The organism is Promicromonospora alba (assembly GCF_042654905.1).
Taxonomy (GTDB): Bacteria; Actinomycetota; Actinomycetes; order Actinomycetales; family Cellulomonadaceae; genus Promicromonospora; species Promicromonospora alba.
The window spans coordinates 174,250-190,558 of sequence record NZ_JBHSFI010000002.1; the positions used below are offsets into that span (position 1 = coordinate 174,250).

19 protein-coding genes are annotated in these 16,309 nt (G+C 71.3%); 5 read left to right on the forward strand and 14 right to left on the reverse strand.

Annotated features, from left to right (window positions below):
* Positions 1–38 precede the first annotated feature (38 nt).
* Complete coding sequence (locus tag ACFO6V_RS03925) at positions 39–935, reverse strand: SDR family oxidoreductase (RefSeq protein ID WP_377132443.1); 897 nt, start codon at positions 933–935, stop codon at positions 39–41.
* A gap of 95 nt (positions 936–1,030) precedes the next feature.
* Between ACFO6V_RS03925 and ACFO6V_RS03930 the strand changes: the two genes are divergently transcribed.
* On the forward strand, positions 1,031–1,603 hold the full coding sequence (locus ACFO6V_RS03930; RefSeq protein ID WP_377132445.1) for a TetR/AcrR family transcriptional regulator: 573 nt from the start codon (positions 1,031–1,033) through the stop codon (positions 1,601–1,603).
* Between the two features lie 14 nt (positions 1,604–1,617).
* Here ACFO6V_RS03930 and ACFO6V_RS03935 read toward each other — a convergent pair whose 3' ends face one another.
* On the reverse strand, positions 1,618–2,004 hold the full coding sequence (locus ACFO6V_RS03935; RefSeq protein WP_377132447.1) for a VOC family protein: 387 nt from the start codon (positions 2,002–2,004) through the stop codon (positions 1,618–1,620).
* A gap of 119 nt (positions 2,005–2,123) precedes the next feature.
* Positions 2,124–2,528: a nuclear transport factor 2 family protein gene (locus tag ACFO6V_RS03940; RefSeq protein WP_377132449.1), complete on the reverse strand. Its 405-nt coding sequence runs from the start codon at positions 2,526–2,528 to the stop codon at positions 2,124–2,126.
* A gap of 131 nt (positions 2,529–2,659) precedes the next feature.
* On the opposite strand from ACFO6V_RS03940, the gene ACFO6V_RS03945 reads away from it, so the two are divergent.
* Positions 2,660–2,962 (forward strand): Imm51 family immunity protein, encoded by a 303-nt coding sequence (locus tag ACFO6V_RS03945; protein WP_377132451.1) that lies wholly within the window; start codon positions 2,660–2,662, stop codon positions 2,960–2,962.
* Between the two features lie 82 nt (positions 2,963–3,044).
* Here ACFO6V_RS03945 and ACFO6V_RS03950 read toward each other — a convergent pair whose 3' ends face one another.
* From ACFO6V_RS03950 to ACFO6V_RS03980, 7 genes are all read right to left on the reverse strand, one after another.
* A complete protein-coding gene (locus tag ACFO6V_RS03950; RefSeq protein WP_377132453.1) occupies positions 3,045–4,385 on the reverse strand; it encodes an FAD-binding oxidoreductase in 1,341 nt (446 codons plus the stop codon).
* 126 nt (positions 4,386–4,511) lie between these two features.
* Positions 4,512–5,339: a helix-turn-helix transcriptional regulator gene (locus tag ACFO6V_RS03955; RefSeq protein ID WP_377132455.1), complete on the reverse strand. Its 828-nt coding sequence runs from the start codon at positions 5,337–5,339 to the stop codon at positions 4,512–4,514.
* On the reverse strand, positions 5,317–6,318 hold the full coding sequence (locus ACFO6V_RS03960; RefSeq protein WP_377132457.1) for an SDR family oxidoreductase: 1,002 nt from the start codon (positions 6,316–6,318) through the stop codon (positions 5,317–5,319). The genes ACFO6V_RS03955 and ACFO6V_RS03960 overlap by 23 nt, the downstream gene beginning before the upstream one ends.
* Before the next feature lie 112 nt (positions 6,319–6,430).
* Positions 6,431–7,192: a DUF427 domain-containing protein gene (locus ACFO6V_RS03965; RefSeq protein ID WP_377132459.1), complete on the reverse strand. Its 762-nt coding sequence runs from the start codon at positions 7,190–7,192 to the stop codon at positions 6,431–6,433.
* A 145-nt stretch (positions 7,193–7,337) separates the two neighbouring features.
* Positions 7,338–8,123 carry an SDR family NAD(P)-dependent oxidoreductase gene (locus tag ACFO6V_RS03970; RefSeq protein WP_377132461.1) on the reverse strand — a complete coding sequence of 262 codons (786 nt, stop codon included), beginning with the start codon at positions 8,121–8,123 and terminating at the stop codon, positions 7,338–7,340.
* A 50-nt stretch (positions 8,124–8,173) separates the two neighbouring features.
* Complete coding sequence (locus ACFO6V_RS03975) at positions 8,174–9,151, reverse strand: alpha/beta hydrolase (protein WP_377132463.1); 978 nt, start codon at positions 9,149–9,151, stop codon at positions 8,174–8,176.
* 67 nt (positions 9,152–9,218) lie between these two features.
* Positions 9,219–9,524 carry a putative quinol monooxygenase gene (locus ACFO6V_RS03980; RefSeq protein ID WP_377132465.1) on the reverse strand — a complete coding sequence of 102 codons (306 nt, stop codon included), beginning with the start codon at positions 9,522–9,524 and terminating at the stop codon, positions 9,219–9,221.
* A gap of 157 nt (positions 9,525–9,681) precedes the next feature.
* On the opposite strand from ACFO6V_RS03980, the gene ACFO6V_RS03985 reads away from it, so the two are divergent.
* Positions 9,682–10,599 (forward strand): AraC family transcriptional regulator, encoded by a 918-nt coding sequence (locus tag ACFO6V_RS03985; RefSeq protein ID WP_377132467.1) that lies wholly within the window; start codon positions 9,682–9,684, stop codon positions 10,597–10,599.
* Between the two features lie 141 nt (positions 10,600–10,740).
* Positions 10,741–12,552, forward strand: coding sequence for a galactose-binding domain-containing protein (locus tag ACFO6V_RS03990; RefSeq protein WP_377132469.1), 1,812 nt, complete (start codon positions 10,741–10,743; stop codon positions 12,550–12,552).
* An 87-nt stretch (positions 12,553–12,639) separates the two neighbouring features.
* Here the strand turns inward: ACFO6V_RS03990 and ACFO6V_RS03995 are convergent, their stop codons facing one another.
* On the reverse strand, positions 12,640–13,365 hold the full coding sequence (locus ACFO6V_RS03995; protein ID WP_377132471.1) for an SDR family NAD(P)-dependent oxidoreductase: 726 nt from the start codon (positions 13,363–13,365) through the stop codon (positions 12,640–12,642).
* Positions 13,366–13,522: 157 nt separating this feature from the next.
* Between ACFO6V_RS03995 and ACFO6V_RS04000 the strand changes: the two genes are divergently transcribed.
* On the forward strand, positions 13,523–14,536 hold the full coding sequence (locus tag ACFO6V_RS04000) for a sigma-70 family RNA polymerase sigma factor (RefSeq protein WP_377132473.1): 1,014 nt from the start codon (positions 13,523–13,525) through the stop codon (positions 14,534–14,536).
* Here ACFO6V_RS04000 and ACFO6V_RS04005 read toward each other — a convergent pair.
* From ACFO6V_RS04005 to ACFO6V_RS04015, 3 genes are read right to left on the reverse strand one after another with little or no spacing between them, the layout of a single operon-like run.
* The gene (locus ACFO6V_RS04005; protein WP_377132475.1) at positions 14,533–15,027 is read right to left on the reverse strand and encodes an Rrf2 family transcriptional regulator; all 495 of its coding nucleotides are present in this window, start codon (positions 15,025–15,027) and stop codon (positions 14,533–14,535) included. The genes ACFO6V_RS04000 and ACFO6V_RS04005 overlap by 4 nt on opposite strands.
* 43 nt (positions 15,028–15,070) lie before the next feature.
* Positions 15,071–15,817: an NIPSNAP family protein gene (locus ACFO6V_RS04010; protein ID WP_377132477.1), complete on the reverse strand. Its 747-nt coding sequence runs from the start codon at positions 15,815–15,817 to the stop codon at positions 15,071–15,073.
* Positions 15,802–16,299: a hypothetical protein gene (locus ACFO6V_RS04015; RefSeq protein ID WP_377132479.1), complete on the reverse strand. Its 498-nt coding sequence runs from the start codon at positions 16,297–16,299 to the stop codon at positions 15,802–15,804. The genes ACFO6V_RS04010 and ACFO6V_RS04015 overlap by 16 nt, the downstream gene beginning before the upstream one ends.
* Between the last annotated feature and the right edge of the window lie 10 nt (positions 16,300–16,309).

Here is a 16,309-nt window from a genome sequence, read left to right on the forward strand (position 1 = left end):
GCCACGCCGATCTCGACATCACGATCCGGGCGGTGCGATCACCACGAGGTGTAGGCACCCGCGGCGATGTCCTCGACGAGGGTCGGGCCGGACGGCGCCCAGCCCAGCAGCTCCCGGGTGGCCCCGCTCTCGGCGGACATCTCCGCACCGAAGAACCCGCCGATCCAGCCGAAGTGGCTCGCCGCGTCCTCAGGCGACACGGAGGCCGCCGGAAGGCCGAGCGCCTGGCCGATCGCCTCGGCGATCTCGCGGGTGGGCACCCCCTCCTCGGCGACCGCGTGCAGCCGAGCGCCGGCGGGCGCCTTGGCCAGGGCGAGGGCGACGAGCCGCGCGGCGTCGGACCGGTGCACGGCCGCCCACCGGTTCGCGCCGTCGCCCGGGTATCCCGAGAAGCCGTGCCGCTTCGCGGTCGTCGTGATGACGTCGATGAAGCCGTAGTCGCCCGCGCCGTGCACCGTCGGTGCGAACCGCAGGCTGACCACCCGGACGCCGCGGTCGACGAACTCCAGCGCGAGGTTCTCGCTGCCGCCGCGCGGCGAGCCGGGGCCGTGGTGCGGGGACGCGTCGCTCTCGGTGGCAGGCCGTCCCTGGGCCATCCCGGCGATCCCAGATGCGAACAGGAACGGGCGGTCCGAGCCCGCAAGCGTGTCCCCGAAGGTCTGCACGGCGGCGCGCTCGGCCGCGTTCGACACGGCCGGGTTCGTGAAGTCGTGCTTGTTCGCGAGGTGCAGCACCGCCTCGGCGGCGTCCGCCCCACGGCGCAGGCCGTCGAGGTCGTCCAGGTCGCCGCGCTGGACGCGGACGTCCTTCGCTTCGAGGGCCGACGCCGAGGCGTCGGACCGGGCGAGGGCCGTGACGGAGTGCCCGTCGGCGAGCAGCTCGTCGACTGCCGCGGAGCCGATCCAGCCGGAAGCTCCGGTGACGAAGACATGCATGATGAAACCCTTCCGAGTGATGTCAGTGACTGCCGTCAGCCACTGACATCACCGTACACACCATGTCAGCCGCTGTCATCACCTAGACTCCAGCCATGGTCCGATGGCAACCCGGCACGCGCGAGCGACTTCAGGAGGCCGCGCTGGAGCTCTTCGCCCGTCGCGGCTACGAGCAGACGACGGCGGCGGAGATCGCGCGGTCCGTCGGCCTCACCGAGCGGACGTTCTTCCGCCACTTCAGTGACAAGCGCGAGGTGCTGTTCCAGGGTCAGGACCTGCTGCTCGACGCGTTCCTCGACGGCATGGCGGCGGCCCCGGACGACGCGACACCGATGGAGCTCATCGGCACGGCGCTCGAGTCGGTAGCCGCCTTCTTCCCCGGCGACCGGCGCGACCGCTCCCGGCTGCGGCAGTCGGTGATCGACCAGCACCCGGCGCTGCAGGAACGCGAACGGCACAAGCTCTCCACGCTCGCGACGGCGATCGGCGACGCGCTACGGGCGCGAGGCGTTCCGGAGCCGGCGGCGACCCTGGCGGCGGAGTCGGCGATCACGGTGTTCAGCGTGTCCTTCGCCCAGTGGATCCGGGAGGGCGAGGAGCGTTCGATCGCAGAGATCGAGCGGGCGGTGCTGTCCGAGCTGCGCGGCCTGGCCGGCGGCGTTGTGTAGGAGTTCCCGGGAGATCAGTCCTCGATGAGGGCGATGACGTTGCCCGCCGGGTCCGTGATCCAGCCGATCGTGGGGCCCTGGGACGGGTCGGTGCTCCGGGCTATCCCGCGTTCGTCCTGGTCGAAGTCGGGGTAGCGGATCAGGCTCACCCCCGCCGCCTCCAGCTCCGTCACCGCCTCGTCGATGTTCGGCACCACGAGGTTGAGCGCCGTGTACGACGCCGGTGCGTGGGCCTCCCCCTTGCCGTAGACGAACACGGACGATCCCTCGGTGAGGTCGATCTCGAGGGCGCCCATGGCGTTGTCCCGCACGGGCAGGCCAAGGGTGTCGCGGTAGAAGCGGCGGGCGGCGTCGAGGTCGTCGACCGAAAAGCCGCTGAAGCTGCGGAGCGTGGTGACCATGATGGGTTCCTTTCCTGGGACCAGTCACAGGGCCGACGACGGTGCGGGGCGGAAGTCATCGGTCGCTGCTCGCCCGAACGGCGGTCACCGTTTCCTACGAGGCCCGGCGTGGCAGTGGACTACTCCTCGGCCGAGGCGGCGCCGTCGGCGACGAACGCGGCATGCGCTGCGACGACCTTCCACCCTGCTTGGTCGTCGTGTGTCCAGGTCCGGGTGTAGCGCATCCGGGCAGTCAGACGCTCACCGCCGAAGGTGCCCTCGAGAGTGCCGAGGAACCAGGTGACCCCGGTGCGGCCGGTCACCAGCACTCTGAGGTCCTCTTCGTCGACGCGACTCATCACCTGATAGCCGGATGCGTGCGCCTGCAGGTCGTCCTGCTTCGACAGGACGCTCCCGTCCGGCCCGGTGAACAGAGCCCTGTCCTCGATCAGGCTGTCCAGGGTGTCGACATCGGACGCGAGCTGAGCGGCCTGCAGGCGCCTCTCGGCTGCACGGAGGCCTTCAGTGTGGTCGGCGATCGTCATGTACACAGCGTGTCGGGCGGGCAGGCCCCTCACCAGGAGATTCGCTCATGGCAGATGTCGACCCGAGGTGGGCGAGCAGCGTCCGATCGTCCAGCGCAGCGGTGTCGGTCACCGGTGCTAGGTTCCGGCACATGACGGTACAGAAGCTGGTCGAGACCACTCCCGGGAAGTTCTCGTTGCTGCTGCACGCCGGGACGACGCCGGTCGACGCGCTCGTCGAGGAGCTCGGGCACGAGCCGAACGGATGCTTCTGGGAGGGCGTCGCGCGCAGGCTGGTCGCTACCGAGGCTCCTTCGCTCGAGAGCCAGTTCCGCTACGACCCGGAGGGCGAGCGCTCCCCCATTGATCTTGCGGCTGGGTGGCGTCCAAGACCCTGCCCAGCCCGCAAGCCCGCTCCAGGCGAACATGCACGGCATCACCCCGTGCAACGGTGAAGACACGAGATGCAGTCCCACCTGCGCAAGATCCCGCCCGGGACGGGCGCCGCCCCATGGGGGCAACGCCCGCCCCACTCCCCTACTTCGGCCGGACGTTGTGGTTGTGCGCGAACAGGTTCTTCGGGTCGTACCGCCGCTTGACCGCCGCCAGGCGCTCGTACGTGGCCGCCGGGTAGACAGCGGCCACGTCGTCGTCCGTGGCCGTCGTCAGGAAGTTGGCATAGGCGCCGCTGACATGCGGGCCGAGCTTCTCCCAGATCACGTCCAGGCCGGCGCGCGCTCCCTCGACGACGTGCACCGGGCCGCCCACCAGGGTGGCGACCATCAGCTCCGCCTGCCGGTGCGCGTAGGCGGTGGCGTCACCAGGAACCCGGGCCACCGCGCCACCCACGCTGCGGATCGCGATCGACGGCGACCCCGGCGACGTCCCGACCTCGGCCAGGATCTGCAGGACCTCGGCCACCGACTCCCGCTCGACGAAGCCGTCGTGGGCGAGCACCTCGATGCCGGGCGGCGGGGACCCGCCCTCCACGAGGATGTCCGCGTAGTCGTGCGGCGCGACGTCGTCGTCCAGGACGGTGCCGAGCGCGCGGATCGGGGCGAGCGCGCGGGCCGCCGCCTCCGGGTCGTCGCCGTCGAAGGCGACGTGGATCTCCACCGGCGCCTCCGGGCCACCGGCCATCGGGTTGGCGAGGTTCGCGATCGACGTGACCTCCTCCGGCGCGGTGCGCATGTACTCCGCCCAGCCCTGGAGGACGTCGACCGCCTCGGCCTGCGGGAACGTGACCTTGCCGAAGACGACCTCCGTGGTCGGGTGCGCCTCGAACTCGAAGGAGGTCACGACGCCGAAGTTGCCGCCGCCGCCACGGATCGCCCAGAACAGGTCAGGGTTCTCGTCGGCGCTCGCCGTCACGACCGCGCCGTCGGCCGTGACGATCTCGGCGGCGACCACGGTGTCGAGCGCGAGGCCGTACCGCCGGACCTTCCAGCCGATGCCGCCGCTCAGCGTCAGCCCGCCGACGCCGACGCTCTTGGTGTCGCCCGCAGAGATCGCCAGGCCGTGCGGGGCCAGCGCTTCCGCGACCTGGCCCCAGTGGGCGCCGCCGCCGATCCGCACGATGTGGCGCTCGCGATCGATGAGCTCCACGGTCGCGAGCAGGCTCAGGTCGATGACGACGCCGCCGTCGTTGGTGCCGAACCCGGCGAAGCTGTGGCCGCCGCCGCGCACGGACAGCGTCATGCCGGACCCGGCCGCGAACCCGACAGCGGCCCGCACGTCGTCGGTGCTCCCGGGACGCAGGACGTAGGCGGGGCTCCCCGCGGCCAGCTTCGAGCGGCCGACCGCCTCGTACTCGGCGTCGCCCGGTTCGATGATGTCGCCGCCGAAGTCGCGGCGGAGGGTCTCGATCGGTGAGGTCATGGCGTTCCTTCCACAGGGGTGCGGTGCGCGGTACACCGCCGCAGTAGTGACCCGCCAGGCCGCCGAGATGTGACCGCAGGCGATGTGAGGGCCGCCACAGGGGCAGTGCTACCGGAGCGCCGTCGATCAGACCGAGCCCACCACCGCGAGCAGGCGCAGCCGCTCGGCGCTCTCCGTGCCGGGCACCGCCGTGAACACCGTCAGCGCCTGGTACTGGTCGGGGTCCAGCAGCGTCTGCCCGTGCAGCTCGACCAGCCCCACCTCCGGGTGGTTCAGCCGTTTGGGTTCGCAGTAGGGGCCGAGCACGGGGTGCTCGTCCCACAGCCGCGCGAACTCGGGGCTGCGGCCGCGCAGGCCGGCCGCGAGCTCGCCCGCCGGCGACGTCGGCCCCGTCTGGGCGTGGACCGCGGCGAGCCGGGCCGTGAGGGTGCGGCCGTGCCGGTCGTGGTCCTCCTCGGGGATCCGGTCCCGGCTGCGCGGGTCGGTGAACCACCGGTAGACCCGGGCCCGCTGCGGGCCGGTGTACGCGGTCTCGTCGCCGAGGAGCGCCGCGGCGAGCCGCGTCTGGCGGAGCGTCACCCCCAGGACGTTCTCGACCTGCGCGGGCGCGTCCGCCAGCCCGTCCAGGATCCGCATCAGGCCGGCGTTGATGTGGTCGCTGCGCCGGACGCGGCGCGGCAGGGCGTGCCCCGCGAGCTCAACCAGCCGGTCCCGCTCCTCGAGCGTGAGGTGCAGGCCCTGGGCGATGGCCGCGAGCACCTGCTCCGAAGGCACCGCCCCGCGGCTCTGCTCGATCCTGCTGTAGTAGTCCGCCGAGACGCCGCTCAGCGCGGCGACCTCCTCGCGCCGCAGGCCGCTCGTGCGCCGGCGCGGCCCGCGCGGCAGCCCCACGTCCTCGGGCTGGAGCGCCTCGCGGCGGGCGCGCAGGAACTCACCGAGCAGCTCGCGATCCATCGACCTCACCTCGTTCTCCGAGCGCCGCGTCAGGAAAGCGCACGCCCGTCATCTTCTCGGACGCCGCCCACAGCCGAGCGGCCGCCACCTCGTCGGTGGCGGACCGGTAGACACGCTGCCGGGCGGATCCACCGGTGAAGTGGCCGATGCCGTCGGGGCCGTAGAACGTCCCGCCGTCGGCGGCCGGGTCGGTGGCCGCCTGGAGTGCGGGCAGCAGCCCTTGCTCGACCGGTTGCACGAAGATCCCCAGCCCGAGCAGTCGCCGCATCACGGCGTCGATCCGCGGCGGCTCCGGGCTGCCGAGGCCCGGCCCCGCGGTGTACAGGCCCGTGTAGGTGGTCCCGGGATGGGCCGCGTTGCTCACGATCCCCCAGCCGTGCGCCCTGCTGCGCCGGTCCAGCTCGAGGGCGAACATCAGCTGGGCCAGCTTCGAGAGGTTGTAGGCGCGCACCGGCGAGTAGTCGCGCTCGCTGTTGAGGTCGTCCCAGTCCAGGCGCCCGAACCGCGCGGCAGCGCTCGACATCGTGGTGACGCGCGCCCGGGAGCTGCTCAGGAGCGGCAGCAGGTGCCCGACGAGCGCCATGTGCCCCAGGTGGTTGGTGCCGAGCTGGAGCTCGAACCCGTCCGCCGTCGTGGTGCGGGCCGGCGGCGTCATCACTCCCGCGTTCGCGACGAGCAGGTCGATCGGCCGGCCCTCGGCCAGCAGTCCGTCCGCGAGCGCCGCCACCGACTCGAGCGACGCGAGGTCGGCGGGGCGGGTGGTGACGACGGCGCCGGGTACGGCGGCGCGCAGTCGGTCGGCGGCGGCGCGGCCCTTCGCGGGGTTGCGTACGGGCAGCACGAGCTCGGCTCCGGCGCGGGCGAGGCGTGCGGCGAGGCCCAGCCCGATCCCGTCGCTGGCTCCGGTCACGACGGCGCGTCTGCCGGTCAGGTCCGGCACGACGACGTCGGGTCGCTGGGCGGGGTTCTTCTTGCTCACTGGTGTTCCTCTCACGCCGGTCTGTGTCCGTACCAGCGTGTGCGCGCCCGGGTTCCGGATCCAGGTCCAGGTTGTCCGTGGCTGGCACCGGACGGCTGGCACCGCCGGCGGGCTATGGCCGGTCGATCCGCTCGCCGTCGACGTAGACCTCGAGGTCCGCGCTCTTCTCGGGCCAGAAGCAGACCAGCCCGGCGACGGCCAGTCCTTCCCGTAGCGGGGTGTCGTAGCCCCAGACGACGTCGGGCAGCTCGAGGTCGCCGGTCCTGAGCGTCCAGTACGCGGCGGTGCCCTTGTACGCGCAGTAGCTCACCGTGTCGGTCGGCGTCAGCAGGTCCATCCGGACGTCGACGCGCGGCAGGTAGTACCGCGGCGGCTGCCCGGACTGGACCAGGACGACGGGGCGGCGCGACTCGGCGACCACTACCCCGCCCGCCACCACGCGGACGTGCCGGCTGGACGGCATCGCGTCGACCCGCACGTACGGGTCGCGGGCGTGGGTGTGGATCACCTCTTCCTCCGCGAGCCACGTGTCGAAGGCCGACCAGGCCAGTGTCGTCATGGTGCGCAGGCGTTCGACGGGCGCCTCCGGATACCGCTGGGCGGCACCCGCCAGCACCTGGTCGCCCACGACGACGTCGTAGACCTCGCTCGGACCGAGGCTCCGGGACCGGCGTCCCGGACCTGCCGCGCGCAGCTCGACCGCGAGCTCACCCGGAGCGAAGAAGTACTGCGGGTAGTACGGGTGCTCCCAGACCAGCAGCGGCGGATCGGCGTCGGCCACCAATACGCCCGAGCTGTAGGCGCGCACCCGGACCGATCCGGGCTCCACCGTCCCCGGCTGGACCACTACTGCCCGCTGCACTATGCCCGCCATCTTGTTTCCTCACCTCTCGCCACCCGTCCCTCGTCGCGGTCGAGCGGCGAGGCGTCCGTGTCCTTCCTGCTGTTCGACCGGCGGGGCCCGTGATGTGTGACCAGCGCGGCGCGACCACCAGGGGTCTACCGCTCACGTGCTCCCTTCACAGCGCGAATCCCCCGGAGACCTGGATGTCCTGGCCGGTGATCCACCCGGCGTCCGTCGAGACCAGGAACGCGATCACCCTGCCGACGTCCTGCGGCTCGCCGATGCGGCCGAGCGCGGTCCTCGCCGCGATGCCGTCGATGATCTCCGGGAAGCGGTCGAACGCGTCGTCGGAGATTCGCGTGCGGGTGGGGCCAGGGGCGACGGAGTTGACGGTGATGCCGCGCCCGGCGAGCTCGTTGGCCAGGTACCGGGTGGCCGTGACGAGGCCGCCCTTCATCCCCGCGTAGCCGGAGTACCCGGCCTCGGTGTCCCCCGGACGCACCGAGCTGCTCGAGACGTTCACGACGGATCCGCCGTCCGACAGCAGGGGCAGCAGCGCCTGGGTCAGGAAGTAGGGGCCCTTCAGGAGCACGCGGTAGTACCGGTCGAACGCGTCCTCGGTCATCTCGGTGAAGGGCAGCCCGCCGCCGAAGCCGGCGTTGTTGACCAGGGCGCGGACCGTCGTCGCGCCCCACGCCGCCGAGATCGCCTCCGTCAGCTCCTGCCGGAAGGCGGGGAACTGGTCGCTGTGCGCGATGTCGAGCCGCAGGGCGACGGCGTCGCCGCCGGACTCCCGGACGAGACGCACGGTCTCCTCCGCCTCCTGCGGGCGGGAGTTGTAGGTCGCGACGACGCGCATCCCGCGGCGGGCGATCTCGATCGCCGCGCCCCGCCCGATGCCCGCGCTGGCCCCGGTGACCACCACCACGGGAATGTCGTTGCTGTTCTGGTCCTGGTTCATCTCTTTCATCTCCCTGTTGTTCGTCTCTGTGTTGTTCACTTCTGTGTCGTTCACGAGCCGGCCCGCGCTTCCAGCACTCGGCGGAGCCAGTCGGCGCGGGTCCGGCGCGCCGCGATCGAGACCTGCGCCCCGGGCACGAGCGCGTCGAAGCCGTGGAACCCGCCGGCCCACACGTGCAGCTCCGCGTGGCCCCCGGCCGCCCAGATGCGGTTCGCGTAGCTGACGTCCTCGTCCCGGAACACCTCGGCCGAGCCGACGTCGATGTACGCGGGCGGCAGGCCGGACAGGTCGCCGGCCCGGGCCGGCGACACGTACCGCGAGACCTCGGCCTCCGGACCCTCGCCGAGCACCGACTGCCAGCCGAACGCGTTCATGGTCTGGGTCCATGTCGCGGGGCCCTCGGCGAACTGGTGGCTCGATCGCGTGTCGTTGCGGTGGTCGAGCATGGGGCAGACGAGCACCTGTGCCGCGAGGTCCGGCGTCCCGCGATCGCGCGCCAGCAGGGCGACGCCGGCCGCCAGTCCGCCTCCGGCACTGGTGCCCGCGACGACGAGCCGCGCCGGGTCGACGCCCAGGTCGGCGGCGTGCTCGGCGACCCAGGCCAGGCCCGCGTAGCAGTCCTCGACCGGGGTGGTGCCGCTCGCCTCCGGCGCCAGCCGGTAGTCCACGGTCACGACGACCGCGCCGAGCTCGTCGAGCCACTGCAGCGGGATGTCGAGGTTCGAGAACCGGTCCCCCAGCACCATCCCGCCGCCGTGCACCCAGTAGACGCAGGGCGCCGGCGTCGAGCGGTCCAGGCTCTGCGGGCTCAGGACGGTGAGCGGGACGGACGCACCGTCCGGGGCGGTGACGGTGAGGTCGCGCCGGTCGACGGACCGCCCCTCCGTGAGGAGGCTCTCGACGCCCTCCGCCGTGGTCGCCGCCAGGCCACGCACCTGCGCCAGCGTGTCGGGGCCGAGGTTCGCGGCGGGGATGAGGTCGAGCAGCGGACGCAGCTCGGGATCGATCTCGGGACGAGTGATCGTCATGACATGTTCCTCTCAGGAAGGGTTCGGGTTCGTCAGCGCGCGGACGGCGCTGCCAGGGGCGGGCGGCTCAGAGCTCGCCCTTGCCGCCCACCAGCACCTGGTCCGTGTACGCGGACTCCCCCGCCAGCAGCAGCTGCAGCTCGGCGACGAGGGCCTGCGCCTCGCTGGTCGCGAAGAACGCGGCGTGGGCCTCCTCGCTGGTCCAGCCCTCGATGACGTGCACGACGTCGGCGTTCCCGGCGGAACGGCTGATCAGGAACACGGGGCAGTCCGTGCGGGACAGCGACGGGGCGTTCAGCAGCATCTCGACCAGGGCGTCGCCCTTGCCGGGCAGCGCGGTCAGGGTGGCCTGGAATCCGTGGCGAACGGTCATGTGAGTCTCCTCGGTGCGGGGGCTCCTGAGAGCCCGGTTGCTGGTGCCTCCATCACACCGCGCGGGCCCACCGCCCCGAAACGACGATCGTCCCGATCACTTGCACGATCCTCCCGTGCTCACGAGCATCGTGAAGATGCCGTGCCATGCTCGTGGCATGAACGGTGTGGACCTCGAAGAGCTGCGTACCCTGATCGCCCGCCATGCCCGGCGCGACACCCACGCGACGGCGCTCGACGACGTCCTGGTCTCATCGGTCGACCGGTCCGCACCGCCCGCGCCCTCCATGTCGGGCGTGGTCATGGCACTAATCGCCCAGGGCTCGAAGCGGATAGCGCTCGGCAGCAGCGTCCACGAGTACGGCCCCGGGCAGTACCTCGTGGCGTCCGTCGACCTGCCGGTGACCGGCCTGTTCACCAAGGCCAGGCCCGACGAGCCGGCACTCGGCTTCGGGCTCGTCCTGCGACCCGCCCTGATCGCCGAGCTCCTCCTGGCGGCCGCACCCGGCGACCTCCCTCCGGCCAGCGCCGCCGCCCCGCCCGGCATGGTGGTCAGCGACGCCCCCGCACCCCTCGTCGACGCGGTCGTACGACTGCTGCGGCTGCTCGACAGCCCACGCGACGCCGCGGTCCTGGCGCCGCTCGTCAAGCGCGAGATCCTCTGGCGCCTGATCACCGGAGAGCAGGGGGCCACCGTGCGCCAGCTCGGCCTGGCCGACAGCGGGCTCGCCCACATCGCCCGGGCCGTCCAGTGGATCCGGGAGCACTACGCGCAACCCTTCCGCGTGCAGGACGTGGCTGCCCTGTCGGGCATGAGCGCCTCGGCGTTCTACCGGAACTTCCAGGCGGTCACCGCGATGAGCCCCATCCAGTTCCAGAAGCAGATCCGGCTCCAGGAGGCGCGCCTCCTGCTCGCCACGCGCCCTGGCGACGTGACGGGCGTGGGGCTACGGGTCGGCTACGACAGCCCGTCGCAGTTCAGCCGCGAGTACCGCCGGCAGTTCGGCCTCCCGCCCAGCCAGGACGCCGTCCTGCTGCGGGGCACGACCGCCGGCCGCGAACCGGCGCTCGTGTAGACCACCCCCGCCGTCGCGCGCCAAGGCGAAAACTCCGCTCTTGACACGGTATCGCCCGCCCCACAGACTCCTTTTGCACCTGTGGCGGCAAAAGTTGCATGCCCGTCGCCATAAATGACAGAGTCGTCGATCGGAGCACCCATGCAGATCTCCCATTCACCGGGCGCGCGCCGCCTCAGCGCGGCGCTGACGGGCGGCGCGCTCCTCGCGGGCACGCTGGCCGCGGTGCCTGCCGTCGCGGCCCCGGCCACCGCCAGCCCCTCCGCCGTCGCCGCCCCCGCACTGACCACCACAGCGGCCGAAGCGTGTGGAGCGGACGACGGGCTCCCCGACTCCAAGATCTCCATCCAGCTGTTCACCCACGTCGGTGAGCTCGGGTTCGGCACACCCTCTCCCGAGACGATCGACCGCGTGCTCGGCGAGGTGGCCAACGCCGGCTTCACCAACATCGAGCCGTTCAGCCAGCCCTACTCGATGCCGGTCGACGACTACCAGGCGATCCTCGACAGGCACGGCCTCGAGGTGTCCTCGAGCCACGGCAGCACCGACTGGGACACGTGGCCCGAGACCGTCGACTACGCCGTCGCACTGGGCCAGGACTACATCGGGACCGGCGGGATGGCGGGCAGCTACGGCACCTACGAGGAAGCCCTGGCGACCGCGGAGTACGTCAACCGGCTCGGGCAGTACGCGCACGAGAACGGCGCGAACAAGATCGCGCTGCACAACCACCAGAGCGAGTTCACCACGCGGTACCCGCACCCGGAGACGGGTGAGCTGGTCAGCGCCTGGCAGGTCATCGAGGAGAACACCGACCCGCGCTACGTCACCTTCCAGCTCGACGTCGGCTGGGCCGCGGACGCCGGCATCGACGTCCCGGCGTGGATCGAGGAGTACGGGGACCGCATCGAGCTCCTGCACATCAAGGACGCCGTGAACGTGAACGCCGAGGGCGACCCGAGGCAGGTCGCCCTGGGCAACGGCGACATCGACCTCCCGGCGATCATCGCCGCATCCGAGCCGTACGTGGAGTACTACACCTACGAGTGGGACTACGCGCCGTCGTTCGAGTCCTCCGCGGAGTCCTACCGGTACCTGCGCTGCTACCTGTCCGAGGGCGGCGGCGAGCAGTGCCAGGACGACGACGAGGAGTCGCTGGCGCTGGGCCGGCCGGTGACGACGTCGAGCATCGACGACCCCGCCCGCACCGGCGAGATGGCGGTGGACGGCAACGCCGGCACCCGGTGGGGCAGCCAGTGGAGCGAGCCGGAGTGGATCGCGGTCGACCTCGGCGCCGGCTACGACCTCAGCCGCGTCGTGATCGACTGGGAGACAGCGTTCGCGTCCGGGTACGAGATCCAGACCTCGCCGGACGGCGACACCTGGACCACGGTGCACACCGTCACCGACGGTGACGGCTTCTTCGACGACATCGACCTCTCGGGCACGGGCCGGCACGTGCGCCTCTACGCGACCGAGCGCGCGACGCAGTGGGGCTTCTCCCTCTACGAGCTGGAGATCTACGGCACGCCGACCGGCGAGCAGCCCGCGCCGGAGCCCGTGGCTCGCGGCGCCGGGTACTGGTCGTCGGAGTACCGCCAGGTCAGCAACCCGGACTACACGGCAGACGAGCTGCTGTGCTTCCTCGGCACCACACGCGCGCAGAGCGACGTGTTCGACGAGGTGATCGACCTGACCACGCTGGACGACGCCGTGCAGGTGCTGTGGGCGCCCAAGCACGACGAGTGGGTCGACGTCATCGACCGGCAGCTGCTCGGTGTGTGGCTCAACGTCGCCGCGGGCTCGGTCTCCCTGGAGGACCCGCTCGCCGGAGGCACCACCGTCGGCGACCTGCTGTCCGCCATCGAGGCCGCCCGCCTCGACGCGGGCACGACGAGGGCCGACCTCAAGGAGTACAAGAGCGCGCTGGAGGCGGTGAGCGCCCGGCGCTGACCGGAAAGGTTCGCGGGGTGCGTTCGACCGACCCCGGACGAAGGACGGCCGGACCTACGATCTCGTAGGTCCGGCTGTCCGCCCGGTTCAGACACTGGAGGGTGCCGTCGGCACGAGAGCGGCGTTCTGACGCTCCAGCGCCTTCACCGCGCCGGTGCGCCAGCTCTCGGCGAGGGTCTGCGAGAAGGGGTCGGGGAAGATGTCTTCTTCTCCTCGCTCCAGTGCCGCGAAGATGGCCCGGGCCACCACCTGCGGAGGCGCCTTCGGGATCTCGAGCTCGCGCACCATGTCGGTGTCCACGGGCCCGGGCAGCACGGCGTGGACGCCAACGCCTCGACTCGCGAGGGTGGCACGCAGGGACTGCGTCAGGGAGAACGCGGCGGCCTTCGAGATCGAGTAGGCGGGTGTGATGGGTAACGCCGCCAGTGCGGCCAGCGACAGCACGTTGACGATCGCGCCACGCGACTCGACGAGCCGAGGCAGGAACGCCTGGGTGACGGCATAGGGGCCGAAGAGGTTGACCTCGAGAGAGCGCTGCAAGGCGGCTCTGTCGGCCAGGTCCTCGTAGCCGTACAGGCCCGCACTGTTGACGAGGACGTCGAGCGAGGCGACGGCCTCGGCAACGCTCCGGATCTGCTCGGCGTCGGTGATGTCGAGCCTCAGCGACGTGACCCGGCCGTCCGAGAACTCGACGGGCTGCCGTGCGCCGGCGTAGACCCGCCGGGCTCCTCGGTCGAGGGTTTCCTCGACCAGCGCTCGGCCGAGTCCTCGGTTCGCACCTGTGATCAGAACTGTCTTGTCCGCGACATCCACTGTGTTCTCCTACCCGCTCGGCTCTGGCTGTCAACGGGTAGACAACGGGGGCACAGGAGATTGGGCGCGCGTGGAGCGCCCAGTTTTTGGTCCGGCCGGTGTCAGAACAACGACATCGAGATGCACACGGCGGACAAGTACCAGGGAGTGGTAACCCGTGACCGCGACTGACCTGCTGACAAGGGCACGGGCCGGCGACGGCGACGCCTTCCGGGAGCTCACCAATCCCCATCGACGTGAGCTGGAGGTGCACTGCTATCGGCTGCTCGGATCCGCCCAGGACGCCGAGGACGTGCTCCAGGAGACCCTGCTCGCTGCCTGGCGGGGCCTGAACAGGTTCGAGGGCAGATCGTCAGTTCGCACCTGGCTGTACCGGATAGCCACCAACCGGTGCCTCAACGCGCTGCGCTCAGCCGGTCGGCGGCCGGTCAAGGAGTGGGACATGACCGAGATCGAACCACCCGAGCCGACACGGCTCGGTGAGGTCACCTGGCTCGAGCCCTTTCCCGATGCCCGGCTCGGGGATGCTGTCAGCTCGACGACCGGCCCGGAGGCCCACTACGAACGCACCGAAACCATGTCGCTGGCCTTCGTGACCGCCCTGCAGCTGCTGCCGGCTCGGCAGCGCGCGGTGCTCGTCCTGCGTGAGGTCCTGGCCTTCCGCGCGGCAGAGGTCGCAGAGATACTCGACACCACTACCGATTCGGTCAACAGCGCCCTCAAGCGAGCCCGGGCAGCCCTGCAGCGGTACCTGTCGGCGACCGGGGCGTCCGACGCACCTCCTGCACCCACCTCGCTCGCCGAGCGGTCGCTCGTCGCCAAGTTCGTCCGGGCCTACGAGACCGGCGACGTCGAAGCCCTGATCGCTCTGCTCACCGACGACGTCCGGGTCTCCATGCCACCGATCCCGCTCGAGTACCACGGCCGCGAGTCCGTCGCCCGCTTCTACGACAGCCTGATGCGCGCCGACCGCAGGTACCACCTCGTCCCGACCCGTGCCAACGGGCAGCCGGCTTTCGGTGCGTACCTGTCCGATCCGACCGGTCAGGTCCGCCACGGATCCGGTCTCCTCGTCCTCACCCTCTCCGGCGATCGCATCTCGGCGATCACCCGGTTCGAGAACACCGCCCTGCCATGGTTCGGGCTACCTCGCTCGCTGCCGGCCCATTAGGACGCCGAACGTCTCGCGTCCGCCGTGCTGCCCTTGAGGAGCCGGTCGGCGGGGTCGGCGGCATCGGTGAGTATCTCGTCGAGGACGTCGGCCACGGTCCAGGTCCGCAGCTGGTTCTCCATAGCGGCCTGCACCCCGTTGTAGACCTCGGTCAGGACCGGCCGGATTCCCGCACCGACAGGGCACTCGGGATTCGGGGCGTGGGAGTGGAGGGCGAAGGGGCCCGACTCACCCAGTGCGTCATGGACGTCCAGGACGGTGATCCTGTCCGCGGCGCGCGTCAGGGCCCATCCGGTACCCGGTCCACGCCCGGTGACCCGCACCAGGCCCGCCTCTCTCAGCCTCGCCAGGCTCTGCCGCACCTGGACGGGGTTGTTGTCCAGGCTCGAGGCCACCTCGGCCGAGGTCAACGGGGTCCGGCCCCGACGCGCCGCGAGCTCCAGCCAGCACAGCGCGTGAACGGCGGTCGTCAACTGACTGTTCGAGCCCATGGCGCTCCTTCTTCGAAGCCAAGCTTCGGACGGTGCGCGGTCTTCACCGCAACCCTACGGGAGCCGGGTGGCGCGACGTACGGGTCGGCCGCAGGTGGGTCCACTCGACGTCGACGCCGGCCGACCGGAGCTTCCCGGCGCAGTGCAGCCACTCCTCGTCGGCCGACAGACGGCCAGAGATCTGGGCCCATTCGTCCGCCGTCGAGCAGACCATGAGTGCGACGAAGAAGTTGCCCGTTCGCACGGGCAGCGCGGTGAAGGTGTTAGGGCTGTGCTCGGTGCGCCACATCGCGACGGGCCGCCCGGAGACCCGCTCGAGGGCCGCGTGGTACGTGTGACCGATCCAGGCCTCGAGCGCCTCGTCGCCGGGTAGCTCCAGTACCTGGAGCGCTGCCCACTCCTCTCCGGTGACATCACCGGGGGCGACGGCGTGCCCGGGCGGATGCGGCGGGGCCGTCGGCCGCAGCAGGAGGACGTCGTCACTGTCGAGCATCGTCGCGTTGGCCTCGTCGGCGTGCTCCCTCCAGACCGGTCCGAGGTAGAACCTCTCCAGCGCCCGGTGCCGCCGCTCCATCGACGCGAATCCACGGAACCACACGAAGCGGTCCGGGTCGTCCCGGTCGCGGAACTGTCCGCCGAGCCTCATCCCCGCGGCGATCTGGGGCTCCACGAGCTCCTTCTGGAAGACCCGCTGCAGACTGTCGAAGCGTCCGGGACGCAGGCGATAGCGGCGGAGCTCGACGACAGGGCAGTCGCCGAGGTCGTCGCCGGTGCTCAGGCGCGGGACCACTGCATCACCCAGTTGGTCTCCCAGGTCGCGCCGTCGTCGACCGAGAAGGCCTGCTCCCAGGTCGCGGCGTTCGAGGTGATCGAGTGCCAGCGGTAGCTCGCGACGATCGGCCGCCCCTCGAACTCGTCGGGCCCGGTGGCGACGAAGCCTGATCCGTCCTCGGCCCACCGTCCGCTGACGGGCGCCTGGAGATGACCGGAGATGCTGTTCACCCAGTAGATCGTCCAGGTGTCGTCGGCAGGCGTGTGGACCCGGATCGAGGAGCCTGCGAAGCCGAGATCGGGAAACCACATCTCGTCGACGCTGATCGCCCCGTTGTGCAGGGTCGTGGCCGAGGCGGTGGCCTGGGTCTCGTACCACTCGTCGCTGCCCGACAACGGCGCACCGAGACGACGGTTCGCGACCTGCCAGCGACCGACCAGGAAGTCGAAGCCCGCTGTCCGCTTGGGCAGCCCGTCAAGAACCTGGGGCGGATGAATCATCTCGCACCCT